Source organism: Microbacterium sp. UBA3486 (genome assembly GCF_002377845.1).
Lineage (GTDB): Bacteria > Actinomycetota > Actinomycetes > Actinomycetales > Microbacteriaceae > Microbacterium > Microbacterium maritypicum_A.
Genome location: NZ_DFQP01000118.1, coordinates 13,194 through 38,390, shown reverse-complemented (window position 1 = coordinate 38,390; position 25,197 = coordinate 13,194). Strand labels below are relative to the sequence as shown.

Here is a 25,197-nt window from a genome sequence, read left to right as displayed (position 1 = left end):
CCGCCCGGCCCCGGCGTGGGCCGGGGGGCGGCGGGGCTGACGGGAGCCGCCGGGGCCACAGACGCCGGGGCCGCGGGAGCCGATGAACCTGCCGAAGCCGCGATCGTGGATGACGCGGAAGGCGCCGGCGCTGCCGGGGTCGCGACCTGTCGGGCGGGAGCCGCGGTACGCTCCCCCGCCGGCGCGGGCGCAGCCACGGCGGCATCCGTCGCTCCCGCGAGCACCCGTGCGACCATGAGTTCGAGATGCAGGCGCGGAGATGTGGCTCCCGACATGTCGTCGAGTGCCGCACTCACCACGTCGGCCGTGCGCGAGAGGCGTGCGGAGCCGAATTCTGCGGCCTGGGCGCGCATGCGCTCCAGGTCGTCTTCGGCGATACCGCGCAGGACGGCGGATGCGCCGGCGCCGACCGCCGCGATCACGATGAGATCGCGCAGACGCTCGAGCAGATCGTCGACGAAGCGACGGGGGTCCTGCCCGGTCTGCACGACCCGGTCGATCGCGGGGAACGCGGTCGCCGCGTCGCCCGCGGCGAGCGCGTCGACGATCTCGTCGAGGAGGGCGGCATGAGTGTACCCGAGCAGGGAGACGGCGCGCGCATAGCCGACGGTGACCGTCTCCGAACCTGCGGGGGCGTCGGAGCCGGCGATCAGCTGGTCGAGCAGCGAGAGCGTGTCACGGGGCGAGCCGCCGCCGGCGCGGACCACGAGCGGGAGGACACCCTGTTCGACGATCACGCCCTCTTCGGCGCACAGCTTGGCGACGTACTCGAGCATCGCGGCCGGCGGGACGAGCCGGAACGGGTAGTGGTGGGTGCGCGAGCGGATCGTGCCCAGCACCTTCTCGGGCTCGGTGGTCGCGAAGATGAACTTCACGTGCTCCGGCGGCTCTTCGACGAGCTTGAGCAGCGCGTTGAAGCCCTGGGGCGTCACCATGTGCGCCTCGTCGAGGATGAAGATCTTGTACCGGTCGCGGCTGGGGGCGAATGTCGCCCGCTCGCGCAGGTCGCGCGCGTCGTCGACGCCGTTGTGGCTCGCCGCGTCGATCTCGACGACATCGAGTGATCCGCCGCCGGCCCGCGACAGCTCCACACAGCTCGGGCAGACGCCGCAGGGCACGTCGGTCGGCCCCTCGGCGCAGTTCAGGCACCGCGCCAGGATGCGCGCGGACGTGGTCTTGCCGCACCCGCGGGGGCCGGAGAACAGATAGGCATGGCCGACCCGGTCACCGCGCAACGCCGTCATGAGCGGATCGGTCACCTGGGACTGCCCGATCATCTCGCCGAACGTCTCGGGTCGGTAGCGGCGGTAGAGGGCTGTGGTCACCTCAACAGCCTACGGCGTGCCACCGACCTTCGGCGGGCCCGAGCATCAGTCGATCGTCTCGATCACCGGGATCGTCGTCGTGATCACCGGAACGGATGCCGACATGCGCGTGCCGTCCTCGCGTCGAGCGTCGGCGAACTGTCGGAGCGTCGGACGACCGGGGAGCAGGGGACCCTGATCCGCGAGCGGCACGACGACCTCGTCGTCGACGGTCGCGATGTACGCGGTCTCTCGCACGCTGAAGGGAACGGGGGGTCCGTTCCTCACCTGCACGCGCAGCTCGGCCGCGGTCACCGTCACGTGCAGCGTCGATCCCTGCCACTGCAGCGGGAACGACAGCGACGGCCAGCTCGCCGGAAGCCGCGGGTCGAAGCTCAGTTCGCCGGCATAGTCGCGCATCCCGCCGAAACCGCACACCAGAGCCGTCCACACCCCGCCGGCGGAAGCGACGTGCACGCCGTCCGCCGCGTTGTGGTGCAGGTCGTGCAGGTCGACGAACAGCGACTGCTCGAAGTACTTCTGCGCGAGGTCCTGATACCCCACCTCGGCGGCGAGGATCGACTGCACGACGGCCGAGAGAGTCGAGTCGCCGGTGGTCAGCGGGTCGTAGTAGTCGAAGTCCGCCTTCTTCTCCTCTGGCGTGAAGTGATTGCCCTGCAGGAACAGCGCCAGCACGACGTCGGCCTGCTTGAGCACCTGGAACCGGTAGATCACGAGGGGGTGGAAGTGCAGCAGGAGCGGACGCTGATCGGCGGGCGTATTGGCGAGGTCCCACACCTCGCGCTCGAGGAACAGGGAGTCCTGCGGGTGGATGCCGAGGCCCTCGCTGTAGGGGATGTACATGGCCTCTGCGGCGCGATCCCAGGCTTCGGCCTCGCCGGGGCCGAGGCCGGTGCGGTCGACCAGCTTCACGTAGTCGTCGGGATAGCTCTCCCTGATCTCGCGCACGATCTTGGCCGCGTAGCGGAGGTTGTAGCGCGCCATGACGTTGGTGTAGAGGTTGTCGTTCACGACCGTCGTGTACTCGTCGGGGCCGGTGACGCCGTGGATGTGGAACGTCTCGGTCCCCTCCCCCGGCATGCCTTCGATCAACCGGGAGGCACGCCAGAAGCCGAGAGTCGCCCACAACCGGGCGGTCTCGATCGCGATGTCGGCGCCTTCCCGACGCAGGAACTCCTCGTCCCCCGTCGCACGCACGTACTTGCCCAGGGCGAAGCTGATGTCGGCGTTGATGTGGTACTGCGCCGTGCCGGCCGCGTAGTAGGCCGAGGCCTCCTCGCCGTTGATCGTGCGCCAGGGGAAGAGCGCCCCCGCCTCGTTGAGCTGCGCGGCCCGACGACGTGCGGCCGGGAGCATGCGCACGCGGGCGCGCAGCGCGTTGTATGCCCAGCGTGGCGAGGTGTACGTGAGGAACGGGAGCACGTAGATCTCGGTGTCCCAGAAGTAGTGCCCGCTGTATCCCGAACCGGAGACGCCCTTGGCGGGGACTCCGGCGCCGTCGGCACGCGCCGAGGCCTGGGCGAGCTGGAACAGGCACCAGCGGGTGGCCTGCTGCAGGTCGTCGCGCCCGCCGATCTGCACGTCGCTGCGCTCCCAGAACGCGTCGAGCCATTCCCGCTGCCGACGGAACACGGTCTCGACGCCCTCGTCCGCCGCCCGGTCGAGCGAGCGACGGCAGCGGTCGACGAGCTCGCGTGGGGGTACGCCTCGCGACGTGTGGTAGCTGACGAGCTTGGTCACGGTGATCGGCACGCCGGCCTTCGCCTGCACACGGAACACGTTCTTGGCGATGTCCGGTTCCACCAGCGTGCGGGCGTTGTACTCGTTCTCGGTCTCGACGACGTGGTCGGCGACCACGGCGACGGTCATGCCCGAATCGGCGACACGATAGGAGAGCGCGGATCGCAGCCCGTCCTGCCAGTGCTCGGCGGGCTCCAGCACGCGATCGGCGATCTTCTCGGCCTTGCGGGGGTCGAACGCCGCGGCCTTCGTGCCGATCGGCGTGCCCGCGTAGACGCCGGCGCCGTCCTGCCTGTTGAGCAGCTGGCAGCTGATGGTGACGGGGGCGTCGGCGTTCTCGACCACGACCTCGAGGCGCAGCACGGCGAGATGACGCTCCTCGAAGCTGACGATGCGCTCGTCGCGCATGCGCACGCGCTTGCCGGACGGGGTCTCCCAGACCACGTGGCGCTCCAGCACGCCGGTGCGCAGGTCGAGTGTGCGCCGGTACTCGCGCACATCGGCGTCGTCCAGCGAGACCGGCTCATCGTCGACGTACACGCGCATGACCTTGGCATCCGGCGCGTTGACGATCGTCTGCCCGACCTCTGCGAAGCCGTAGGCCTGCTCGGCGTGACGGATCGGCCAGGTCTCGTGCAGACCGTTGATGAACGTGCCGTGCTCCTGCGCGCCGCGACCCTCGATGTGGTTGCCGCGCAGGCCGAGATAGCCGTTGCCGACGGAGAACAGCGTCTCTCCGACGCCCTCCTCCGAGTAGTGAGTGTCGATCAGACGCCACGGGTCGACGGGGAAGCGGTCGCGGTCGATCATGCGGTCTCCGGGATGTCGGTGCGGGAAGAGGGAAGGAGGACGGCGAGGTCGTCGACCACGACGGTGGCGCCGGCCGCGCGCAAGGCGTCGGCACCCGTGCCACGGTCGACGCCGACCACGGTTGCGAAGCCGGCCGCCGCAGCGGAGGCGGCGCCGGACGTGGCGTCCTCCACGGCGACCGCACGGGCGGGGTCGATCCCGAGGGCGACGGCACCGGCGGCGAACATGTCGGCGGCGGGTTTGGAGGCGAGTCCGTCGCGTTCGGCCACGACGCCGTCGACGACGATCCGGAAGAAGGAGCGCAGGCCCGCGGCCCCCAGGACCTCTTCGGCGTTCTTGGAGCTCGACACCACGCCGAGCGGGACTCCGGCGGAATGCAGGCTCTCGACGAGTGCGAGCGAGCCGGGATACGGCGCGATCCCCTGGCCGCGCAGCGATGCGGCGAACGCGGCGTTCTTGCGGTTGCCGATACCGCACACGGTCTCGGCCGAGGGGTCGTCGTCGACGTCGCCCCACGGCAGCTCGACGTTGCGACTGTGCATCAGGCTCGCGACGCCGTCGTAGCGCTTCTTGCCGTCGACATAGTCGTAGTAGTCGGCATCGGTGTACGGCGGAGTGATCCCCCATCGCGCGAACACATCGTCGAACACGGCCTTCCAGGCGCGCATGTGCACCTCGGCCGTCGGGGTGAGCACGCCGTCGAGGTCGAAGAGCACGCCGTCGGCGTGGAACAGGTCGGGCAGTGCTTCAGGCACAGAGCCTCCAGGAGAAGGGCGATCGTCGGGCCGGCACCTCTCCGTGCCACTGTGCAAGCGTAATGCGGTCGCGCACCGCGGGGTAACCCCTGCGGGAGGATCGGCGCAGCGATCAGAGCAGCTCCGCCGTCTGCCGCGCGATCTGCAGCTCCTCGTCGGTCGGCACGACGAGGACCGTCACCGGAGAGGCATCCGTGGAGATCCGGCGGATGCCGCGCTCTCGTGCCGCATTCCTGGCGGGGTCGATCTCCACACCGGCGAAGCCGAGCGTCGCCATCGCACCGGCACGCACCGGCGCGGCGTTCTCGCCCACGCCGGCGGTGAAGGAGATGACGTCCACTCCCCCCAGCTGTGCGATGTAGGCGCCGGCGTAGGCGCGCAGCCGGTGCACGTACACGTCGAACGCGAGCATCGCCGCGTCCTCCCCTGCCTCGACGCCCGCGAGGATGTCGCGCATATCGCTGCGCCCGGCGAGACCGGCGAGTCCGCTGCGGGTGTTCAGCAGAGAATCGAGGTCGTCGATCGACAGCCCGGCGCGGCGCGACAGGTGCACGAGCGCGGCCGGATCGATGTCGCCCGAGCGCGTGCCCATGACGAGCCCCTCGAGAGGGGTGAGCCCCATCGAGGTCTCCACCGAGCGGCCGCCGTCGATCGCGGTCACCGAGGCCCCGTTGCCGAGGTGGAACACCAGCTGCCGGAGATCCCCGAGGTCACGACCGAGGAACGCGGCGGCGGACTCGCTGACGTACTGGTGACTCGTGCCGTGGAAGCCGTAGCGGCGCACCCGGTGCTCCGCGGCGAGCGCCGCATCGATCGCGTAGGTGTAGGCGGCGGGAGGGAGCGTCTGATGGAAGGCCGTGTCGAACACCGCGACGTGCGGAACGCCGTCGAACACGGCGCGCGCGGCGAGGATGCCGGCGAGGTTCGCGGGGTTGTGCAACGGTGCGAGCACCGCGAGCTCGTCGATCTGCCGCTCCACGTCGGCATCGATCAGCGTGGGGGCGTAGAAGCGGGCGCCGCCGTGGACCACACGGTGCCCGACAGCGACGGGGCGATGCTCGTCGAGAGAGGGGCCGTGCGTGACGAACTGCTCGCGCATCACCTCGAAGGCGGCGGCGTGATCGGCGATCGGCCTCTCACTGCGGTAGGTGGCGTCGAGCATGGTCGGCACGGCGTCGCCGTCGACCGCGGGGCGCACCGTGTGCGCGACCGGGCTGATCTCCTGACCGATGCGCTCGATCAGCCCGCTCGCGAGCAGATTCTCCTGCTCGATGTCGATCAGGCTGTACTTCAACGAGGAGGAGCCGCTGTTGATGACCAGGATGGCGCTCATGCCGCCTCTCCCGCGTGCTCGGCTCCCTGCGCCTGGATCGCCGTGATCGCCACCGTGTTGACGATGTCGTCGACGAGCGCACCGCGGGAGAGGTCGTTGATCGGCTTGTTGAGCCCCTGCAGCACCGGGCCGATCGCGACGGCGCCGGCTGAGCGCTGCACGGCCTTGTAGGTGTTGTTGCCGGTGTTCAGGTCGGGGAAGACGAACACGGTCGCCCGTCCGGCCACAGCGGAGCCGGGGAGCTTGGCCTTGGCCACCGCCGCATCCGCGGCGGCGTCGTACTGGATCGGCCCCTCGACCGGGAGCTCGGGCGCCCGTTCGCGCACGAGGGCGGTGGCGGCGCGCACCTTGTCGACGTCCGCACCGGATCCGGACTCCCCCGTCGAGTACGACAGCATCGCCACGCGCGGATCGATGCCGAACTGCCGGGCGGTCGTCGCGGAGGAGATCGCGATGTCGGCGAGCTGCTCGCTGGTCGGGTCGGGGATCACGGCGCAGTCGCCGTAGACGAGCACGCGGTCGGCGAGCGCCATCAGGAACACGCTGGAGACCACGTTCACCCCCGGCTTGGTCTTGATGATCTCGAACGACGGGCGGATCGTGTGGGCGGTGGTATGCGCGGCGCCCGACACCATGCCGTCGGCGAGGCCGAGGTGCACCATCATCGTGCCGAAGTACGACACGTCGGTCACCGTGTCCGCCGCCTGGGCGAGCGTGATGCCCTTGTGGGCCCGTAGCCGGGCGTACTCCGCGGCGAAACGCTCGACCAGCTCGGGATCGGTCGGGCTGAGCACCTGGGCCGCCGTGATGTCGATGCCGAGTTCGACGGCGCGGGCGCGGATGGTTGCCTCGTCGCCGAGGATCGTCAGGTCGGCGACCTCTCTCGCGAGCAGCGTGGCCGCGGCGTGCAGGATGCGATCGTCGTCCCCCTCCGGCAGCACGATGCGGCGGCGGTCCCCGCGTGCGCGTTCGATGAGTCCGTACTGGAACATCAGCGGAGTCACCACGTGAGCCTCGGCGAGACCGAGCTGCTCGGTGAGCTCGGCGATGTCGACATGCGCCTGGAAGAGGCCGAGCGCACGGTCATAGCGGCTGCGCGAATCGGCGGAGATGCGTCCGCGGGTGCTCATCACGCGCACCGCCGTGTCATAGGTGCCGAGATCCGTCGTGATGATCGGCACCGACGAGGCGAAGCCGTCGAGCAGTCGCACGATCGGCTCCGGCAGCGGGAACGGCCCGTTCAGGATGATGCCGGCGATGCGGGGGAAGGTGCCGGACGAATCGGCGAGCAGCGCAGCCAGCAGTACCTCGGTGCGGTCGGCGGGGATCACCACGACCGCCTCCTCGGTCAGTCGGGGCAGCACGTTCACCATCGACATGCCCGCGACGACGATCGTCAGCGCCTCCCTCGTGAGACGATCGTCGTCGCCCTTGAGCAGCGTGCCGTCGACGGCCGCGAGGATGCCGCGGATCGACGGCGCGACGAGAGCACGGTCCTCGGGGATCGCCCATACCGGCGTGCTCTCCGCGGGGAGCGCGGCATGCACCGCCTCGATGATGGCGTCGAGCGCCTCCGGGTCGGCGCGGTTGACCGCGACGGCGAACAGCTCCGCCCGCTCCTCCGTCAACTCGGACAGGGCGAGCGCCGCGATCTGCGCGATCGCGGCGGCCGACCGCGCCGTGGTGGTCCCCAACTGCTCGGCCTGGCGCTGCTGGTCGCGACCGCTGAGAACGAGGAGCACCGGGGCTCCGAGGTTGGCGGCGATCCTGGCGTTGAAACCGAGCTCCGCAGGGCTGGCCACATCGGTGTAGTCGCTGCCGATGACGACGACGGCATCGCACTGGGCCTCGACCGCCTTGAACCGCGCGACGATGGTCGACAGGGCGCCCTCCGGGTCGGCCCTCACATCGTCGTAGGTGACGCCGATGCAGTCCTCGTAGTCGAGGTTCACCCCGTCGTGCGCGAGCATCAGTTCGAGGATCTCGTCGCGCGCGGTGACCGAGCGGGCGATCGGACGGAACACGCCCACCCGCGGCGAGACGCGCATCAGAGCGTCGAGCGCCCCGAGGGCGATCGTCGACTTTCCGGTATGGCCTTCGGCCGAGGTGATGTAGATGCTCTGCGCCACGACTTCAGCTTAGGCGCGGCATCCATGAACGCACCGAGCGTCTCACCGGGTCAAATGCCGCGACGTCACTCGCACGGTCCGGACATCGCATCGACGACCGCCGTGGCATCCGCCTGGAACCGCGAGTAATAGTCGCGGTCGGTGTTGATCTGCACCCGGTGGATCGCGTGGGAGGGCTCCATCGTCTGCCAGTCCGGGAGCCGTCCGAGGCGATCGAAGAACAGCGTCGTCGCGGTCGCCGGATCCATCCGCTGCTCCACGCTTCCCCACCACTCCTGCTGCTGGAAGAGTCCGATGCTGGTCGTCCGGGTTCCATCGGGGTTGGTGAATCCGCGCGTCTCCCAGTCGCCGTAGTCGATGTTGCGCAGGCTGCTCTCCCCCATCGCCGTCATCACCCCGAGGATCTGCCCCTCACGCGCGTAGCCGAGAACCGCGGCGGTGCGGATGATGGTCGCCGCGTTCTCGAGCTGCTCACCACTCCATCCCTCGATGCCCTCCGCAGGAAACGTCTGCGGGCGGTCGATGCAGATCGGCGCGGGATCGCGCGCGAGCCCCAGGGGGATGAGCACGAACAGACCGACGGCGACGACGACGGCGCCCCCGGAGATCAGGATGCGCTGCAGGATCTTCCGCCGGCGCAGGCGATTCGCCGCCTGCCGTCGCGCGCCGGGACCGCGGCGTTTCTTGGTCTTCTTGGTGTTCGACGTGCTCTTCGTGCGCGTGCCTCTGGTTGCCGGCTTCTTCGTCGCCGGCCTGCGTCCGGCCCGCGATGCCGGTGCGGCGTTCATGGCGCGAGGGCTCCGCCGGTTCGCGGCCGGCGGCCGGCGAGGGCGGCGATGCCACCTCCGATGGCCCCGGACAGATGCCCCTGCCAGGAGATGCCGTCGGCCACACCGAAGACGCCGGCCAGCATCGAGCCGCCGTACAGCGCGATCACGACGATCGCGATCACGGCGTACAGGATGCGGTGCGCCACACGGCCGGGGGCGAACACCCGCATCACGACGTACCCGAAGTAGCCGAAGACCAGCCCGGACGCCCCGACCGTCAGAGTGCCGGGAGCGTTGAACACCCAGGTGCCGATGCCCCCGACGACGGCGACGATCGCGGTGACGGCCCAGAACCGTCGCGTGCCCTCGACCGCGACGAGACAGCCGAGCACCAGGAACGGGACGGAGTTCGCGATGAGATGCTGCCAGTTCGCGTGCAGGAGCGGCCCGAGCACGATGCCGCCGAGTCCGGAGACGTCCCAGGACCGCAGCCCGAATCCGGTGAACGAGCCGGGGAGGATCGCGTCGGCGAACTGCACGACCCACATCGCGACGAGCAGCAGCACCGGCGAGGCGAATCGGCCGAGCGGATGCTGCGTCTGCGGCGGCGGGGTGACGGTCACCGGACGATTGTCGCAGGTGCAGCCACGAGAGGGCTGTGCGCCCGGGGCGAGACGCCCGCACAAAGAAAATGACTCTCCGCGCACCCAGCAGAGCCCGGTTACCCTTGCTGCGTTTCCGCCCTGGGGGAATTGGCCTGGATGCCGCCACGCGGAGAGCCGTCAACCATCCTAACCCGACCGGCGCGATGGTCCGAACCGCGCACGTCTCCACGCGCATCCTCAGGGGAACCTGCCAGAGCGGCGCACCCCGTGCAGGGTTACGATCGAGTCACGCGCACCGCAGCGCCGACGTGAGAGGGAACGCATGCCAGAGAACGCCCCCCTGACCCCGGTATCGATGGATGCCGAGAGGTTCGCCGCACAGACGTCTGCGATCCTCGGCTCGATCGGCCAGGTCATCGACGGCAAGCCGGACGCGGTGCGCAGCGCTCTCGTATGCCTCCTCGCCGAGGGGCACCTGCTGATCGAAGACGTTCCAGGGGTCGGCAAGACCATGCTCGCCAGGGCCCTCGCCGCGAGCGTGGATGCGACGGTGCGCCGCATCCAGTTCACGCCCGATCTGCTGCCCGGCGACGTCACGGGGGTGTCCGTCTACAACCCCGTGGATCGCGAATTCGAATTCAAGCGCGGCGCGGTGTTCGCGCACATCGTGATCGCCGACGAGATCAACCGCTCCTCCCCCAAGACGCAGTCCGCTCTGCTGGAGGCGATGGAGGAGGGGCAGGTCACCGTCGACGGCTCCACGCACCTGCTGCCCCAGCCGTTCCTGGTCGTCGCGACCCAGAACCCGCTGGAGATGGAGGGGACCTACGCCCTGCCCGAAGCGCAGCGCGATCGGTTCATGATGCGGATCTCGATGGGGTATCCGGATGCCGCCGCCGAGGCTCTCATGCTGCGCCAGCGTGATGTCGTCAGCCCCCTCGCGGCCGTGTCGCCCGTCGCCGACGCGGCGTCCATCGCCCACCTCATCGCCTGGGCGCGCTCGGTGCACGTGGCCCCCGCGCTCGAGGAGTACGCTGTCGCGCTCGCCCAAGCCACCCGCTCCGACCCGAACCTGCATCTCGGTGCGAGCCCTCGGGCCACCCTGCAGCTGGTCAGGGCCGCGAAGGTGTGGGCTGCTCTCGACGGACGCGAGTACGTGATCCCCGACGACATCACCGCGCTGCTCATCCCTGTGCTGGCGCACCGCCTGCTCCCGGCCAGGGGCGCACATCGCGCCGGCGCGCAGCCGGTCGAGGCCGCCCTCACCCAGATCGTCGAGCGGGTGCGTGTCCCCGTCGCGACGCGTTCCTGACAGACCTCATCATGCGAAGACGTCGATCCCTCACCGGCCGCGGTGCCGGAGCGCTCGTCGCCGCGCTCGGCTGCATGATCGCCGCGAACCTCCTCGGCACGCGCGTCCTGCTCTACATCGGCGTGCTGCTCGCGGCCGTCACGCTCTTCTCCCTCATCGCGGTGCGATTGCCACGACGATCCGGAACGGTCACCCGCCAGATCTCGACCGATCTGCTGACCGTGTCCGAGACGTCACGAGTGACGGTGCGGTTCTCGCTGCGAGCGATCCGGGTGCCGCGGGGGCTCTGGCACGATGTGCTCCCCGACGCGGTCTCCGGAGACTCCGGCGGTGAATATCCCCCCGAGACCGGCCAGCTGACCTACCTCATCACCGGTGTCCGACGCGGCGTCTGGCCCCTCGGGCCGCTGATGCTGCGCACGGTCGACCCGTTCGGTCTGGCGCAGCGCGAGCAGGCATTCGGCGAGACGAGGAGTGTGACGGTCGTTCCCGAGGTGTTCGCGCTCGCCCCGCTGGCCGTGCGTGTCGGTGCCGCCGGCGGCACCACGCACACCTCCTCCACCCGGCTCGGGCAGGGAAGCGACAACCTCTCGCCCCGCGGATACATCCCGGGCGACTCGATGCGTCGTATCCACTGGCGGGCGACCGCGCATCGCGGTCAGTTGATGGTGCGTCAGGAAGAGGAGGAGTCCAGCCCCGACGCAGTGGTCGTGCTCGACCGCAGCGGGCGCCGTTGGGACGCACCGGGCACCGACGAGGATCCCGCCTTCGAAGCAGCGGTCTCCCTGTGCGCCTCCGCGGCCGTGCACCTCGCATCGGAGGGGTACAGCGTCGACGTTCTCGACAGCGCAGGAACGCTGCTCGGCGCGCTTCGCGGGCATGAAGACGATCGCGACGGTCTGCTCGCTGCACTCGCGACGGTCACCCCGCGCGGAGAGAGCCGTGACCTGATGGCGCTCGTCGGTGGCACCCCGCCCGGTCCGCTCGTCTACATCACGGGCCGCCTCGACGAGGAGGATGCGGCCCTGCTGCGTTCAGCAGGTGCCGCTGCACCGATGCTGTTCAGCACAGAGCTGCTCCCCGGCGCCACCGAGGCCTCCGTGCGCCATGGATGGACGGTGGCCCCACTCGGGGACGACATCCCCGCAGCGTGGGAAGACGCCGTCTCGGCCCGGATCGGGGTCGGCGATGTTCCGCGCTGAGCAGGCGCCGCCGGCGCCGACCGTCGCCACGCGCAGGCCGGCCTTCTGGCACCGCGACCACGAGGAGCCGGCCGGCATCGTCGGCCCCGGCGCACTCGCGGCGACGGCGGCGCTCACGGCGATGTGGCCGTTCACCTCTGTGATCGGCCCCGGGGCGTGGTCCTTCACCGTGATCGCCGTGATCGTCGCCGTGGCGGGCACCGGGATGCTGACGCGACACCTGCTGCGGCGACGAGCGGCGTGGGCGCAGGACATCGTCACCTTCGCCGTGCAGATCGTGGTCGCCATCGCCGTCGTGACGCTGCTCGTGGCCGGCGACACCGCCATCTTCGGGATCGTCCCGACATCGGCGACGCTGACGCTGTTCGGTGTGCTCGGGGCCTCCGCCGTCGAGGCCGTGGTGTTCGGATCCGCGCCGTTGGATCCCTCCCCCGGCCTCGCTGCGGTGATGGGCATCGGCTTCGCGGTCGTCGCGATCCTCCTCGACCATCTCGTCGCGCATCGTTCGGCCGTGCTGGCCGTCCTCTTGACCGGCGTCATCGGCGCCGTGCCGATGATCGTCACGCTCGGCGACACGAACGTGGCCTGGTTCCTGCTCTTCGGCGTGGTCGCCCTGCTCCTCCTCCGCTACACCGCACGCCGGCATCCGGAATCCCCGCGCCGCTCGTCGACGTCGTTGGCCGTCGCGCTCGGAGCCGCCGCGCTGGCGACGACAGTGGCCATCGCCCCGATGCTGCCCGTCACCGCGAGCCTCACCGGCAACGGGGTCGGGGTCACGGTCGACGCCTCGCTGCGTCTCGGAGACGACCTGCGCCAGCCCAATCCGGTCGAAGTCCTCACCGTTGCCGCGAAAGGCGACACTGCACCGTACCTGCGTCTGACCACGCTCTCGCGCTTCGACGGCCGCGTCTGGCAGCCGGACGACGGCGACCTGCAGGCGCAGAGCGACGGATTCGGTCCCCCGGAATGGGGCGAGGACATCGCGACGGAAGAACAGAACACCTCCATCCGCGTGCTGCGGATGTCGAGTTCCTGGCTCCCGGTGCCCTATCCCGCCACCGCCGTGCAGGGACTCAGCAATGCCTGGAGGATCGCCCCCGAGAATCGCACGCTGTACTCCCGCGGCGCGGACGCCGTCGGGAACGACTACACGGTCACGTCGTCGAGATTGATCCCCACCCTCGAGCAGATCCGCGCGATCGATGCCGCCGCCCCCGTCGTCGATCCCGATGCCGAACCGGTCGAGCTCCCCGGGATCATCGGTGAGCTCGCGGACGACGTGACCGCGGCGGCGAGCACCGACTACGACCGGCTCATCGCGCTGCAGAACTGGTTCCGCTCGCAGTTCGCCTACTCGCTGGAGACCCCGGTGGAGGAAGGCTTCGACGGCACCGGGGCGGAAGCCGTCGCGGAATTCCTCGAGGCGCGGTCGGGATACTGCGTCCATTTCGCGGGGGCGTTCGCGTTGATGGCGGAGAGCCTGGGCATGCAGGTGCGCATCGTCGTCGGATACCTTCCCGGTTCGCTGACCGACGAGAAGCGCGGCAGCGAGTCGGTGTTCTCCGTGACCAGCGACCGGCTGCACTCCTGGCCGGAGGTGCTGTTCCCCGGTATCGGATGGGTTCCGTTCGAGCCCACCGCGTCTCTGGGTGTGCCCACCGCCTTCCGCCCCGGAGCGACGCAGGGTGGAGGTGCCGGAAGCCCGTCCGCCCCGGCCCCGACCACGGCACCGCAGGCCGAGCAGACCTCGGGTCCCGAGATCGACCGCAACGATGCCGGCGGCGACGCGGCCAGCGGCGACGACCTGCGCCGCCTCGACCCGACGCCGGTGGTCTTCACAGCCCTCGGCATCGTCGTGCTGCTCCTGCTTCCCGCACTGATCCGGCTCGTGGAACGCCGAGCGCGGCTGAACAGGGCACGTCGAGGAGATTCCGCCGCGGCATGGGCGGAACTCCGGGACACCCTGATCGACCTGCAGATCCCGGTGTCCGACGCCGACACGCCACGCACGCGCGCGGCAGGACTGGTGCGGCAGAACGGCGTGGGGGCCGAGGCGATACGACACCTCACCGATGCGGTCGAGCGCTCGAACTACGCCCGCTCCGTCGATGCATCCGACGATCTCGCAGAGCCGTTGGGCGACGTTCTCACGAGCCTGCGGCAGAGCGCCGATCGGGCCACCAGGGTGCGGGCCGTGCTGATCCCGCGTTCCCTGTACGCCCCGAGAGCCGCCGAGCCCGGTGTGACGATCTGACCCGTCAGGCGGCGTGGGAGGTGCAGGGCACAGCGCCGCACTCCTCGCACACCACGAACTGCGATCGGCACGAGAGATCGGGGCAGTTCGCGGTGCGCTTGGTCGCCGCCCCGCATCCGACGCATTCTCCGATGACCGCGGCATGGTCGGAGAAGTCCACGGAGCCCCGGCCGTCGAAGACGTAGAGCGATCCGTCCCACAGGCCGTCGTCGCCGTACTTCTCGCCGTATCGGACGATGCCGCCCTCGAGCTGGTAGACCTCACCGAACCCGCGGGCGGTCATCAGACTCGACAGCACCTCGCAGCGGATGCCGCCGGTGCAGTACGTGACCACGGGCTTGCCCTTGAGGTCGTCGTAGACGCCCGAATCGAGAAGCTCGACGAAATCCCTGGTCGTCTCGGTGTCGGGGACGACCGCGCCACGGAAGCGTCCGATCTGCGCTTCGAGCGCGTTCCGACCGTCGAAGAACACCACATCGTCGCCACGTTCGTCGATCAGACCGTGCAGTTCTTCGGGCGTCAGACGCGTGCCGCCGCCGACGACGCCGTTCTCGTCGACGCGGAGCTCACCGGGCGCACCGAACGACACGATCTCCTCGCGCACCTTGACGCTGAGCTTGGGGAAGTCGAGGCTGCGTCCCTCGGCGTCCACACCGGTCCCCTCGCTCCACTTGATGTCGGCGTCGGCGAACGGACGGTACGAGCGGAACGAGCGCAGCCATTTCTTCAGCGCGCCGATGTCGCCGCCGAGGGTGCCGTTGATGCCGTCCTTCGAGATGAGCAGACGTCCGCGCAGTCCGAGCGCCTCACCGAGGTCTCGCTGCCAGACGCGGATGGCATCGGGATCGGCGAGAGGAGTGAAGGCGTAGAAGAGGACGATCTTGGGTGTTGCCACCTAGGGATCCTACGTCGTCTCCGCGCCGACATCACGCTTCATGAAAGCCGCTCCCCCGGCGAGGAGCGCGGCGAGCACCCAGCCTGCGGTCGCCCAGAGCGCCAGGGAGCTCTCGAGAAGATCGTTCCGCGGGATGCCCATGGCTGACACGTCGAATCCGAGGGCTCGGAGCATCACGAGGGGCGGGAGATAGCCGGCGCCGGAGCTCCAGAACATCGTGAGGAGCAGCGCCCCGCTCATCGACATCGACACCACGAAGAGAGCGACGAGATGAACCTGTACGACGACTCCCAGCCCCATCCCCCAGAGCCCGGCGACCGCCCCGAGGGCGAGAGTCGATGCCGCAGTCGCTCCATCGAGGGTCGCACCACCCCGGGACACGTTCAGCGCGATCTGCCCGACGACGACGACGGTGAGCGCCACGATCGCCCCTCCCAGAGCGGCCGTCGGCATCCTGGCGACGAAGATCGTCCACCGGGGCAGCATCATCAGACGTTGCGCGATGACACCGTCCCGGCGGTCGATCGTGTATCGGAAGGAGCCGTAGACCGCCGCGAGGACCGCTCCGTACGTCGCGAGCACGACGGTGAAGGACTCGGCGAACGCGGATCGGACGCCCGCCGGGGCCTCCGCGAGGTCGGGCGGAATACTCGTCGCCACGGCGAGCGACATCAGCAGCGCCGCTGCCACCATCCCGAGGAGGACCACGTCACCGGCGAAGCTGCGCGCCTGCGCGCGAAGCGCCCGGCCGATCACGCGGCTCCCCGACGTCCCCTGAACCAGGCGATCACGACGAGAGCTGCGGCCCAGACGAGCCCGACACCGAGTGCGGGCGCGAACTCGAGCAGTCGCCCCTGGTAGCCGGGAACACCCAGCGCGGCGAGTGCCAATCCGGGCGAGAACTTCGCCACCTCCGGCGCCGTGCGCACGAGTGCGAGCTCCACGACCATCGGAAAGATGAGGACGATACCTGCCGTCAGGTAGTAGTTGCGGGTGATCCAGCCGACGGACACTCCGATCAGTGCACCGAGGACCGTGCCGGCCAGCGCGCCGGCATACAGCTGCCACGACTCCGGTGTGAGAGCGAGCGCCAGTCCGTTCCGGATCAGGATCACGGAGATGCCCCCTGTCCAGAGGACGAAGATGCACACCGACAGCGCGACGGCGGCCAACACCGCCGCGACGAGCTTTCCCCCGAAGGCGCGACGGAAGCCGACCCCGGTGAGCGTTCTGTCCATCGAGCCGTAGTAGTACTCCCGCGTGACGGAGTACGCACCGACGAACGCCGCGGAGACGACCGACCACGCGAGCGGCTCCAGCAGGCGCGCGGTGGCCGTGCCGGGATCGACACCGGCGAACTCGAAGCGGGAACCGTCGGAGACGAGCACGAATACCGGCATGAGCAGGGCCACGAGATAGACCGGCAGGACGGAGAGTCCGCTCACTGCACGCAGCGCTTCGCTGCGGATCGCGTTCCTCATGCTGCCGCTTCTCCCACGAGATCGAAGTACTTGCTCTCGAGGGAGTCGCCGTCGTCCGTGACGAGGTCGTGCAACCGCCCCGCGAAGAGTGCACGGCGCTTGATCACGACGACCTCGTCCACGAATTGCTCGAGTTCCGCCAGCTGATGGCTGGCGACCAGCACGGTGCCGCCGCGTTCGGCGAAGCTCCGCAGGAACCGGCGAAGCCACCGGAGGCCGTCGGGGTCGAGCCCGTTCGCCGGCTCGTCGAGGATGAGCGTCCGGGGTGACCCCACAAGAGCGGTCGCCAGCCCGAGCCTCTGTGCCATCCCCGTCGAGAACGTCTTCACGCGACGGTCGGCATCCGCTGCGAGCCCCACCTCCTGGAGCACCTCGTCGACACGGCCCCGGGGTGCGCCGGCCGCGAGGCGGGAGATCTCCAGGTGCCTTCTCGCTGTGATGCCCAGCTCGAAGCCGAACCCGTCCATATGAACGCCCACGTGCGATGCAGGGTTGTCGAGCGCGGAGAACGGCGCACCGTCGATGACGCTGTCGCCACTGGTCGGAGTGATCAACCCCACCAGGGCCCGCAGCGTCGTCGACTTTCCCGCCCCGTTGGGGCCGAGGAGTCCGACGACCGTCCCCCGCGGCACGTCGAACGACAGTTCCTCGACGGCCGTTCGGCGCCCGTACCTCTTCGTGAGTCCTCGGACTTCAATCGCGTGGTCGCTCATTCTCTTCCTCTTCTTCTCTCTCGCCCTGGAGCGCTGTCAGCGGCAGCATCACGCCTCTCGCCCAGAGCGCCTGCCACAGGTCCGTCTCACCGAGCTCGACCCGCGCCTGACCCGTCGGGGGCAGGCCGTCGCTCTTCCCGACGACGAGCACCTCGGCGACGACCACCGCAGGGATCGCCACCCCATCCGCCGTCACGGGAAACAGCGCGTCGAGTGGCACCGTCGTCGGCGTCGGAGGCAGCGGCCTGGCTGTGCCCTCTCCCACCGGCACGTTCGCGACGATGCCACTGCTCATCAACACGACCGGGGCGCCCGCCGGCACCTCCGCCTCGGTGTCGGCGCCTGCGCCTGCTCCTGCGCGAAGGAGCATCACCCGGCCCCCGTGTATGGAGAAGCCGAGCGTGTCGGTGACGGGTACGCGGATGAGGGCTCCGGCGGTCACGATGCTCGCGACCACCACCGCCCCGACGCACACGAACCGGAGCCGGGAGACACCCGAGCGGAGGACTCGCCGCAGGGCTTTCGCCAGCAGAGCCACACCGACGAGGACGACGACGGCTTCCAACACGACCACCAGCAGGCCGAGGACCGGTCCTCCTCCGGCGAGCGCTTGAGCGGTGCGTGCGACGGCGAACACGACCATCACGACCGGGGCGGCAAGACTGGCGAGGCCGAACGGAACGCTCCACGCGGTGTCCAGGGCTCTGCCGATCCGCCGCCCGCCGAACAGGAATCGGGTCAGGAAGTTCGAGGCGTCGCGGATGGCGCGTCCCCGGAGGTTCGGCTCGTCGAGCGCGCTCATGAGTGCGATGTACCCGTCGAAGCGCACGAACGGGATCAGGTTGACGATGACGACGGCGATGCAGGAGAGAGCGAGCAGCAGCATCGCCCTGTCGGTCTCCGGCTGCGGAAGCGCGAGAGCGGCGATGAGCGCGACGGCGGCGATGACCGCATGCACTGCGGGGCCGGCCAACGCGATCGCCACGCGTTGCGATCTCTTCGGGAGGCGCCAGCCGTCGGTCACGTCCACGAAGAACGCGGGGGTGAGGTAGAAGAGCATGAAGCCGGCACGACGGGGGCTCCCGCCGAAGCGGGCGAGGGTGAGTCCATGGGCGGCCTCATGGAGCAGCGTCGCGAGCGAGAGCACCGCGATCAGGATCAGCAGGCCGGTCAAGGGCATCGGCGTGGTCAGGACGCTCAGCAGGTCCCGCGCCTGAACGATGGCGGCCACGAGCCCTCCGCCGAGCAGCACCACCACCGATGCCAGGACCACCCGAGCCGGCAGTCGGACGATCACATGGTCCACGCGCCGGAAGAGGGCGGGTGCACGGAGCGTCGCGATCTGCAGGGTGAATGGCGGGCGGTAGGTCAGCCGCCCGGGCGGGAGGATCGCGTCGCCCCTCAGGAGTCCACTGGCGCGGAAGCGCTCGGCGAGGTCGAGGAAGTCCTCCAGCGATTCGGATGCGGCGAAGCGCAGGTGCAGGTCGCGGAGCGCGGTCTCGCCGTTCATCGCCGAAAGCAGGTCGGCGACCGACCGGGACACCCTCGACGACGGCACTCCGTGGATCGTCGCTATCCATGCCCTGTCGTCGGCCCCTTCCTCGAAAGCGACACCGGAGGCGAGGCTCGGGCATGCATCGGCAGAGAGCCGAACCCTCGCGCGGGAGCCGCGTCGACGCGGGGAGTCAGCCGGCGGCATCGTCGTCCACCGTTCCCGAGGATCCCGCCCACGCCGTCGTGAGCAGGAGGATCTCCACCCCGCGGTCGGTGCGGACGGGCGACACGGCAGGTGCCGCGAAGCCCGCGTCGACGAGCTCCCCGGCGAGGACGTCATGGCCGAGCACCTGTAAGCGGCTCGTGAGCACCGTCGCTTCGAGGCCGGCCGCGATGTCGGCGACGCGCACCCAGTTGACCACTCGCGCCGCTCCGCCGTCTTCCATCTGCTGCGCGAAGAGGTAGGTCTCTTCGCCCTGCGGACCGGGGACGCCGATCTCCTGCGTTCTCGACACCGCCAGGCTCTGCGCCGCCGTGCCTCCCGCGACGGTGAAGGCGAACACGCCTCCGGCGGCGAGGTGACGACGCACACTCCCGTACAGGAGCGAGCGCCCCGCACGATCGAGCAACGTGATGGATGTGGCGCCGATGATCACGAGACCGTATCGCCGGCCCAGGGAGAAGTCGCGCATGTCCGCCACGACGCACTCCACCGTCGATCGCGCAGGAAGCGCTCGACGCAGGTGAGAGAGCATGTCGTCGGAGAGATCGATCGCGGTGACCTCTCTTCCCGTTCTCACCAGCGGAACCGTCAACCTCCCGCCGCCCGCGGCGATGTCGAGGATGGGGTCGTCGGTCTTCCTCGCGAGCGCCAGCACCTCTCGAATCTCTGCACGGTCGGTACCGACCAATCGCTCATAGAAGTCGGTGCCCTCCCCGGAGTACAGATCCAGCTCCCGGGGAACCGCGCCCGCGGTCTCGAGCCGCGCCGATACTGCTTCGGTGATCAAACCGGACATTCACACATCGCCTCTCAACGGGAGCGGTGGGGTGCGGACGGGCATGCTCCACCCGCACCCCGGGGATTAGGTTGCGATCGCTGCCGCGCCGCCGATGATGGCAATGATGTAGCTGGCGTGCTCCCACCATTCCAACGGTGCGTCGATCTGTTCGAGTTCCGTGAACTCCAGAGACGTCATCTGCAATCTGCACCTCCTTCTCGAGCTGTCGGTCGCCGCCCTATGTCAGGGCGAGAATTCCGATGATGACTCCCACGGCGAATCCTCGGATGTAGTCGTCGGTGTCGTTCAGGGCCTCCATGGCCTCGAGTTCCGTGAACTCGAGCGTCGGCGTTGTGGTGTGCATCTTCACCTCCCTTCCGTGTCGCTGCGCGTGCCAGGGATCAGGTGGCCGCGGCTGCGCCGATCCCGATGAGGACCAACGCCCCTATCGCGCCCTGATAGAAGCTCTCCCAACTGGGGGCCTCCATGGTTTCCAGCTCCTGGAACCGGATACTGCTCTCGACTTTCTCGCCCATCTAATTCACCTCCTTCGCAACAGAAATCGGAGGTCGGCGATCAGGGCCGACCAGCTCAGAACTCCACCGGGAGTCGTGGAGCACGTCACGGAAGTCGTCTGCGAGGAGGCCCGGCAGCATCGGGTGGCGTCTTCCCCACGCCCTCTCTGTGGCGACGGAGATGCGATCGATGTCATCCGGGCTCGGTCTCGGAGCACGCTCGATTCCCCACCGTTCGATCAGGGCCTCGATGCCCGTCGGCGGGTCCAGCGGTAACGCCATCCCGCCCACGACGTTCACCCAGAAGTCCTGGAGACTCTCCCGGTCTCCCCAGCGCACGTCCCCTGCACAGACCCGCCGCCAGACCGCCGCGATGACCGCCGCCGTGGCGACGATCTTGCGGATCCTCAGCACGAAAGCGATCTCGTTCGCCGCATACCAGTGGCGCGCGCTGTAGGGGTCCGGCCCCCGCAGCGCCGCGCTGCGCTGGGTCGCCGCGCTCAGTCGAGCGAGACGCATCCTTCCCCCGCGCGAGTCCGGGTCACGGCTGGCGGAATCGAGGACGGCTCTCCCGAGCGCGACGGCGTCTCCGTTCTGCCGCGCGTTCCTCCGCGAGCTCGTCGAGGCGCCCGCTACCCGGAGGAACGCTTCCAGTGCTCCCTCCCTGACGGCGGCGTGCGTCAGCGAAACCAGATTGCCCGGATCGATGATCGCGTGGCGAGGCCTCAGGGCAAGACCCACGATGAGCCGGTATCCGCTGTCGTTCTTGAGCACTCCGACGCTGTTGGTCTCCGACGAGGTGCCGAGCGTCGTCGGTACGGCGATGATGTCGACGGGTGGCAATGCGTGGGGAAGGAGAGTCAACGCCGACCTCGACGCATGCCCGATGGCGAAGTCGAACACCCGCCCCCGAGCGAGAGCGAGCGCGGCGATCTTGCTGGCGTCGAGAACGGTTCCGCCGCCGACCGCGACGATGACGCTCGGCGATCGACGCACGATCTGTCGGGCCAGATCGACGACCGCAGCGACGTCGACCGACTGCGCATCGATCTGGATCGTCGTGGACCGTTGCCCGGACGGAAGGGCAACCGTGACCGCCGAGTCCACGATCAGAAGGCTCTCTCGGCCGGCCGTGAGGTGCTTCGTCAACCGGCGGGTGACCCCTTCCCCCTGCCACAGGGTGGGAAGTCGGCCGAACTCCGCGGTCATGCCGGTACTCCCTGGGCCAGGCCTGCGCGTACGGCCACGTCCACTGCGAGAAGCTCCTCCGCAGTGAATCCATACGCCGGGATCAGCTCGATGGAACTGGGGCCCGGCTGCACCAGGACGCCGTTGTCGGCGATCGCGGAGACGACGCGAAGGATGTCGGCCCCAGAGAGCGGGCTCTCGTCGGCGTGGCGGAGCCCGAGCCCCATGAAGCACCCGCGTCCGGTGATCTCCGCGACCACACCGTCCGCCTCCCACTCGGCCGCGAGGCGAAGCAGGTCGATGCCCAGTGCCTGAGTGGTCGACTCCACATCGATGCGGCGCAGTTCCCCGATCACGGCGAGGATCGCCGCGGCACATGCCGGCGTCCCTGCCTGGGTCTCGCCGTGCACGAACGTCCACCCGCCCCGCACGAACTCCGAGGCGACCCGTTCCCCCACCAAGAGCACCGCCGCACCCATCGCCCCGTTGGTCAGCGCCTTCGAGAGGATGAGGATGTCCGGTGCCGCAGCCCACCTGTCGGTGGCGAACATCGTCCCGGTGCGGCCGAAGCCCGTCGCGACCTCATCGGCGACGATCAGGAAGCCGTACTCCTCGCGCAGTGCGAGCAGACGCTGGACGAACGCATCAGACAGCGCGTAGGCGCCGCTGCCCAGCACGGGTTCGACGACGACCGATGCCACGCGCGCCCCCTCCCGCTGCAGCAGCCGTTCGAGCTCCTCGCCGTCGTCGCTGTGGGATACATGCCGCACCGACCGGCGGTCGACGGCGTAGACGGATTGGAGGAGGTCGTCTCCACTCAGGGCGTGACTGCCGTATGCCGTGCCGTGATAGCTGCCTTTCAGGCCCACGATCAACGAGCGGGACGCGAGTCCCTTCTGCGCCCAGTACTGCCTGCCCAGCTTCATCGCCGCGTCGTTCGCCGCCCCTCCCGAGGTCGAGAAGATCACGCGGCGGTAGCGGACGGGGTCCGCGAGCTCGATCAGAGCTTCGGCCGCGCGTTGCGCGTACTCATGGGGCGCGCGGAACAGCGACAGATAGGACGCATCGTGATTCGCCCTGTTGACAGCCTCGACGACCGTCGGGTTGCCGAACCCGAGAGGGACGTTCCAGAGACCGCTCGTCACGCAGAGACGTGTGGATCCGTCAGCGAACTCGATCCGGTTCCCGGCAGCGCCGACGGCGACGCGCTCCGGTGCGAAGGTCGAGTCCGCGGGGAGCATCGAGGTCCACAGCGCGTGCGGCGATGTCATCCTTCGGCCCCTTTCATGCCGTCAGCGGAGCCGGTACGCCGGCCCGTGTGGACGTTGAGAGCGGTGCGGGCTTGCAGGCACAGGTCACGCGCGTCCGGTGACGATGTGCCCCGCAGCCGAGCCACGCGCTCGGTGGCGATCTCGATCGTGCTCGACGTCTGTATCACCGCGATGACCCGGGCCGTCGATGGCGTGAGCAGCTGGCGGCGCAGGCTCCCGGTGTCTGCGAGCACGAAACCGGCGGCGGTCTCGAGCAGGAACGGATCCGCGGTCACCGGTTCGGCATCAGAGAGGTCGTCGTCGATCGGGAACCAGCCGAACCCCGAGACCCGGGCGGCGCCGTTCTCTCCGCGGAGCATCTTCATGAGGTCCGTCGCCTTGAGATAGCGTCCGATCCACTCCCGCCTCGCGAGGTCGGCGGCGAACCCATCGCCCGCCGCGACCTCTCCCAGCGCCGCGGCCCGGGGCCGCGGGATGGCGAGAACGGACGGCAGGTCGTCGACGGTGCCGATGGCCCGCCCCTGCACGCCGATGCCGACACTGCCGTCCGCACCCACTCGCAGCGCCTTCGGAGTCTCCATCTCCCTCGGGCAGTCCAGGGCGTCGCGGTCCGCGAGCAGCACTCGTGGGTCGATCAACGCCGAGGGAAAGACCCCGGTTCGGCGAGCGAGCTCCGCATCCTCGAGGAAGGCCTGCCCGCTGGATGCGTCGAAGAAGCGCACCACGGTGGGGCCGACGATCTGGACGAACGCAGCAGCGACATAGTCCTGGAGTTCGACGCCGTGTTCGCCGAGGAACAGCTCGTCACCCGCTTCTCGCAGTGCGCCTCGGTAGCGCACCACGCTGCCGAGACCGTCGTACATCCCACTCTCCACCGGCAGGAGGACCACGTCGTCGCCGCGCGCCACCTTCGCGACATCGGCTGCCGGAGCCCCGCTCTCGAGGAGGAACACTCGCGAGTGCCCCTCCCCCTGCCCGGTGATCCATGCACGGAGTGCCCGCGCTCCGCTGACTTCCCCTGCTTCCACCCGCTCACCGTCGTGCATCACAGTCCCGCCTGCCCGCATGCGGCGGGATCGAGGCCGACCGCTGCCAATCGGCATCGGACCTCCTGCACCAGGGAGGCGACGCTGCTCGTCCCCCTGCCGAGCTCGGCCGCCAGCAATGCGACCGCCGCGGACTCGTCCGCCGTCGCGATCAGGCATTCCGCCGCGCGTGCGCTGTCGATGCCGAGCCGGACCCCGCGCCGGCTCACGGGATCGATCAGCATCCACTCCTCGCCGTCGCCGGTCAGCAGGTACGGGGCGCTTGGTGAGACGACTCCCGGAAGCGCGGCGAGTTCGTCGAGAGCCCGCACGAGGTGTCCGCCGAAGCCGGAGATGGCGGGACGACTCGGAACTCCCTCCCATCGACGCAGCAGGTCGATCGCGCCGATGTACCGTGCGAACCACGGCCAGTCGTCGAGATCGGCCTCCAGCATCCCGCGGTCGACGACGCGCGCGAACGCCCGCCCTCGGCCGGCGCCTTCGCCTGCGCGGGCCTCGATGTCTGCCCGCCCATCGCCCACCTCGCCGAGCAGGAGCCCGTCGGGCCCGTCCCTGTACTCGCCGTCCGCGGTGACGTGCACGCGGGGCAGGGCCTCTCCCTCGCGGCCGGAGCCGAGGAATGACGGCAGGGAGTCGAGCAGAACCGTGCTGCTCAGCAGCGGATCGATGAAGATCCCGGAGTCCTTCGCCGTATCGGCATCGCTCAGGAACGCGGCCACGCCCGCGGCGTTGCACTGCCGGAAGAGAGTGGGCCCGACGATCGGAAGGAAGGGAGCCGCCACGTACTCCCGGAGTTCGAACGTCTGCCCGCCGTCGAACATGATCCGATCGCCGGGCTCGCGCAGAGCACCGTCGTAGGCGATCATCCGGGAGTCGCTGCTCATGACAACACCGCCCGCGGGAGCGAACACGATGTCGTCGAGGCGGGTCTGGCTCAGCACCGCACCGACGTGGTCACCCGCCTCGACGAAGAACACGGCGCCCGTGACGAGGTTCCGTCTTCCACTGACGCACTGTTCGAAAGCCGTCGTGGTGCGGTGGCGGTCTCTCGCCGTCATGATCGAGCTCGCGTCCATGCTCCCCCTCTGGACGCCGCACCCCCAGCGAATGCGATACGTCCTCACATGAGGCTATACAGGTGACGTGTGACGTGCAATATTTCACATCGGTGGACGTTCAGGCCTCTGGCCTCAGGCGTCTGTCACGTCGTCGTCCTCGCATCGGATAGGATGGACAGGTTGTTCCCTGGTGACGTGTCCGAGCGGCCGAAGGAGCACGCTTGGAAAGCGTGTGTTGTGCAAGCAACCGCGGGTTCGAATCCCGCCGTCACCGCCAAAAGTGAAAGAGCCTCCGCGTCA

23 protein-coding genes, 1 tRNA gene and 1 other RNA gene are annotated in these 25,197 nt (G+C 69.4%); 4 read left to right on the top strand and 21 right to left on the bottom strand.

Annotation, left to right across the window (positions count from 1 at the left end):
- The 8 genes from B2869_RS18590 to ffs form a co-directional block, all read right to left on the bottom strand.
- Nucleotides 1-1,325 (bottom strand): DNA polymerase III subunit gamma and tau (locus tag B2869_RS18590; protein WP_292769808.1); only part of this gene is annotated, 1,325 nt, incomplete at its 3' end.
- A gap of 45 nt (nucleotides 1,326-1,370) precedes the next feature.
- Nucleotides 1,371-3,875 (bottom strand): glycoside hydrolase family 65 protein, encoded by a 2,505-nt coding sequence (locus B2869_RS18585; protein ID WP_029258721.1) that lies wholly within the window; start codon nucleotides 3,873-3,875, stop codon nucleotides 1,371-1,373.
- The gene (locus tag B2869_RS18580; RefSeq protein ID WP_021199143.1) at nucleotides 3,872-4,630 is read right to left on the bottom strand and encodes an HAD family hydrolase; all 759 of its coding nucleotides are present in this window, start codon (nucleotides 4,628-4,630) and stop codon (nucleotides 3,872-3,874) included. The genes B2869_RS18585 and B2869_RS18580 overlap by 4 nt, the downstream gene beginning before the upstream one ends.
- 112 nt (nucleotides 4,631-4,742) lie before the next feature.
- Nucleotides 4,743-5,963: an acetate/propionate family kinase gene (locus B2869_RS18575; protein ID WP_136024961.1), complete on the bottom strand. Its 1,221-nt coding sequence runs from the start codon at nucleotides 5,961-5,963 to the stop codon at nucleotides 4,743-4,745.
- On the bottom strand, nucleotides 5,960-8,092 hold the full coding sequence (pta, locus tag B2869_RS18570; RefSeq protein WP_292769804.1) for a phosphate acetyltransferase: 2,133 nt from the start codon (nucleotides 8,090-8,092) through the stop codon (nucleotides 5,960-5,962). The genes B2869_RS18575 and pta overlap by 4 nt, the downstream gene beginning before the upstream one ends.
- Before the next feature lie 65 nt (nucleotides 8,093-8,157).
- The gene (locus B2869_RS18565) at nucleotides 8,158-8,880 is read right to left on the bottom strand and encodes a hypothetical protein (RefSeq protein ID WP_029258724.1); all 723 of its coding nucleotides are present in this window, start codon (nucleotides 8,878-8,880) and stop codon (nucleotides 8,158-8,160) included.
- Nucleotides 8,877-9,485: a rhomboid family intramembrane serine protease gene (locus B2869_RS18560; protein ID WP_292769801.1), complete on the bottom strand. Its 609-nt coding sequence runs from the start codon at nucleotides 9,483-9,485 to the stop codon at nucleotides 8,877-8,879. Before B2869_RS18560 ends, B2869_RS18565 begins: the two co-directional genes overlap by 4 nt.
- A gap of 64 nt (nucleotides 9,486-9,549) precedes the next feature.
- Nucleotides 9,550-9,646, bottom strand: an RNA gene (gene ffs, locus B2869_RS18555) — signal recognition particle sRNA small type.
- Between the two features lie 143 nt (nucleotides 9,647-9,789).
- On the opposite strand from ffs, the gene B2869_RS18550 reads away from it, so the two are divergent.
- Genes B2869_RS18550 through B2869_RS18540 form a run of 3 tightly spaced genes read left to right on the top strand, consistent with a single transcriptional unit; the run spans nucleotide 9,790 to nucleotide 14,235 of the window.
- Nucleotides 9,790-10,779: an AAA family ATPase gene (locus tag B2869_RS18550; protein ID WP_021199148.1), complete on the top strand. Its 990-nt coding sequence runs from the start codon at nucleotides 9,790-9,792 to the stop codon at nucleotides 10,777-10,779.
- Nucleotides 10,780-10,790: 11 nt separating this feature from the next.
- Nucleotides 10,791-11,981, top strand: coding sequence for a DUF58 domain-containing protein (locus B2869_RS18545; RefSeq protein ID WP_292769798.1), 1,191 nt, complete (start codon nucleotides 10,791-10,793; stop codon nucleotides 11,979-11,981).
- Complete coding sequence (locus B2869_RS18540; RefSeq protein ID WP_292769795.1) at nucleotides 11,968-14,235, top strand: DUF3488 and transglutaminase-like domain-containing protein; 2,268 nt, start codon at nucleotides 11,968-11,970, stop codon at nucleotides 14,233-14,235. The genes B2869_RS18545 and B2869_RS18540 overlap by 14 nt, the downstream gene beginning before the upstream one ends.
- Nucleotides 14,236-14,239: 4 nt before the next feature.
- Here the strand turns inward: B2869_RS18540 and B2869_RS18535 are convergent, their stop codons facing one another.
- The 13 genes from B2869_RS18535 to mpaB (B2869_RS18475) form a co-directional block, all read right to left on the bottom strand.
- The gene (locus B2869_RS18535) at nucleotides 14,240-15,130 is read right to left on the bottom strand and encodes a rhodanese-related sulfurtransferase (protein ID WP_029267290.1); all 891 of its coding nucleotides are present in this window, start codon (nucleotides 15,128-15,130) and stop codon (nucleotides 14,240-14,242) included.
- A gap of 9 nt (nucleotides 15,131-15,139) precedes the next feature.
- Nucleotides 15,140-15,886, bottom strand: coding sequence for a hypothetical protein (locus B2869_RS18530; protein ID WP_292769792.1), 747 nt, complete (start codon nucleotides 15,884-15,886; stop codon nucleotides 15,140-15,142).
- Nucleotides 15,883-16,611 (bottom strand): ABC transporter permease, encoded by a 729-nt coding sequence (locus tag B2869_RS18525; RefSeq protein ID WP_292769789.1) that lies wholly within the window; start codon nucleotides 16,609-16,611, stop codon nucleotides 15,883-15,885. Before B2869_RS18525 ends, B2869_RS18530 begins: the two co-directional genes overlap by 4 nt.
- A complete protein-coding gene (locus B2869_RS18520; protein WP_292769787.1) occupies nucleotides 16,608-17,324 on the bottom strand; it encodes an ATP-binding cassette domain-containing protein in 717 nt (238 codons plus the stop codon). Before B2869_RS18520 ends, B2869_RS18525 begins: the two co-directional genes overlap by 4 nt.
- Nucleotides 17,305-19,023, bottom strand: a complete 1,719-nt coding sequence (gene mpaP, locus B2869_RS18515; RefSeq protein WP_318391149.1) for a daptide biosynthesis intramembrane metalloprotease — start codon at nucleotides 19,021-19,023, stop codon at nucleotides 17,305-17,307. The genes B2869_RS18520 and mpaP overlap by 20 nt, the downstream gene beginning before the upstream one ends.
- Nucleotides 19,010-19,837, bottom strand: a complete 828-nt coding sequence (gene mpaM / locus B2869_RS18510; protein ID WP_292769781.1) for a daptide-type RiPP biosynthesis methyltransferase — start codon at nucleotides 19,835-19,837, stop codon at nucleotides 19,010-19,012. The genes mpaP and mpaM overlap by 14 nt, the downstream gene beginning before the upstream one ends.
- A gap of 66 nt (nucleotides 19,838-19,903) precedes the next feature.
- Nucleotides 19,904-20,017 (bottom strand): MpaA3 family daptide-type RiPP, encoded by a 114-nt coding sequence (gene mpaA3, locus B2869_RS18505; protein WP_021199157.1) that lies wholly within the window; start codon nucleotides 20,015-20,017, stop codon nucleotides 19,904-19,906.
- Between the two features lie 40 nt (nucleotides 20,018-20,057).
- Nucleotides 20,058-20,183, bottom strand: a complete 126-nt coding sequence (gene mpaA2, locus B2869_RS18500) for an MpaA2 family daptide-type RiPP (RefSeq protein WP_268741823.1) — start codon at nucleotides 20,181-20,183, stop codon at nucleotides 20,058-20,060.
- 37 nt (nucleotides 20,184-20,220) lie between these two features.
- Entirely contained in the window at nucleotides 20,221-20,355 is a 135-nt protein-coding gene (gene mpaA1 / locus B2869_RS18495) for an MpaA1 family daptide-type RiPP (RefSeq protein WP_021199159.1), read from the bottom strand.
- Nucleotides 20,356-21,543 carry a daptide-type RiPP biosynthesis dehydogenase gene (gene mpaC, locus B2869_RS18490; protein WP_292769774.1) on the bottom strand — a complete coding sequence of 396 codons (1,188 nt, stop codon included), beginning with the start codon at nucleotides 21,541-21,543 and terminating at the stop codon, nucleotides 20,356-20,358.
- Nucleotides 21,540-22,793 (bottom strand): daptide-type RiPP biosynthesis aminotransferase, encoded by a 1,254-nt coding sequence (gene mpaD / locus B2869_RS18485; protein WP_292769771.1) that lies wholly within the window; start codon nucleotides 22,791-22,793, stop codon nucleotides 21,540-21,542. The genes mpaC and mpaD overlap by 4 nt, the downstream gene beginning before the upstream one ends.
- Nucleotides 22,790-23,839 carry a daptide biosynthesis RiPP recognition protein gene (gene mpaB / locus B2869_RS18480; RefSeq protein WP_318391148.1) on the bottom strand — a complete coding sequence of 350 codons (1,050 nt, stop codon included), beginning with the start codon at nucleotides 23,837-23,839 and terminating at the stop codon, nucleotides 22,790-22,792. The genes mpaD and mpaB (B2869_RS18480) overlap by 4 nt, the downstream gene beginning before the upstream one ends.
- A complete protein-coding gene (gene mpaB, locus B2869_RS18475; RefSeq protein ID WP_292769766.1) occupies nucleotides 23,839-24,915 on the bottom strand; it encodes a daptide biosynthesis RiPP recognition protein in 1,077 nt (358 codons plus the stop codon). The genes mpaB (B2869_RS18480) and mpaB (B2869_RS18475) overlap by 1 nt, the downstream gene beginning before the upstream one ends.
- Nucleotides 24,916-25,086: 171 nt before the next feature.
- Between mpaB (B2869_RS18475) and B2869_RS18470 the strand changes: the two genes are divergently transcribed.
- Nucleotides 25,087-25,174 (top strand) — tRNA-Ser (locus B2869_RS18470).
- Nucleotides 25,175-25,197: the final 23 nt, after the last annotated feature.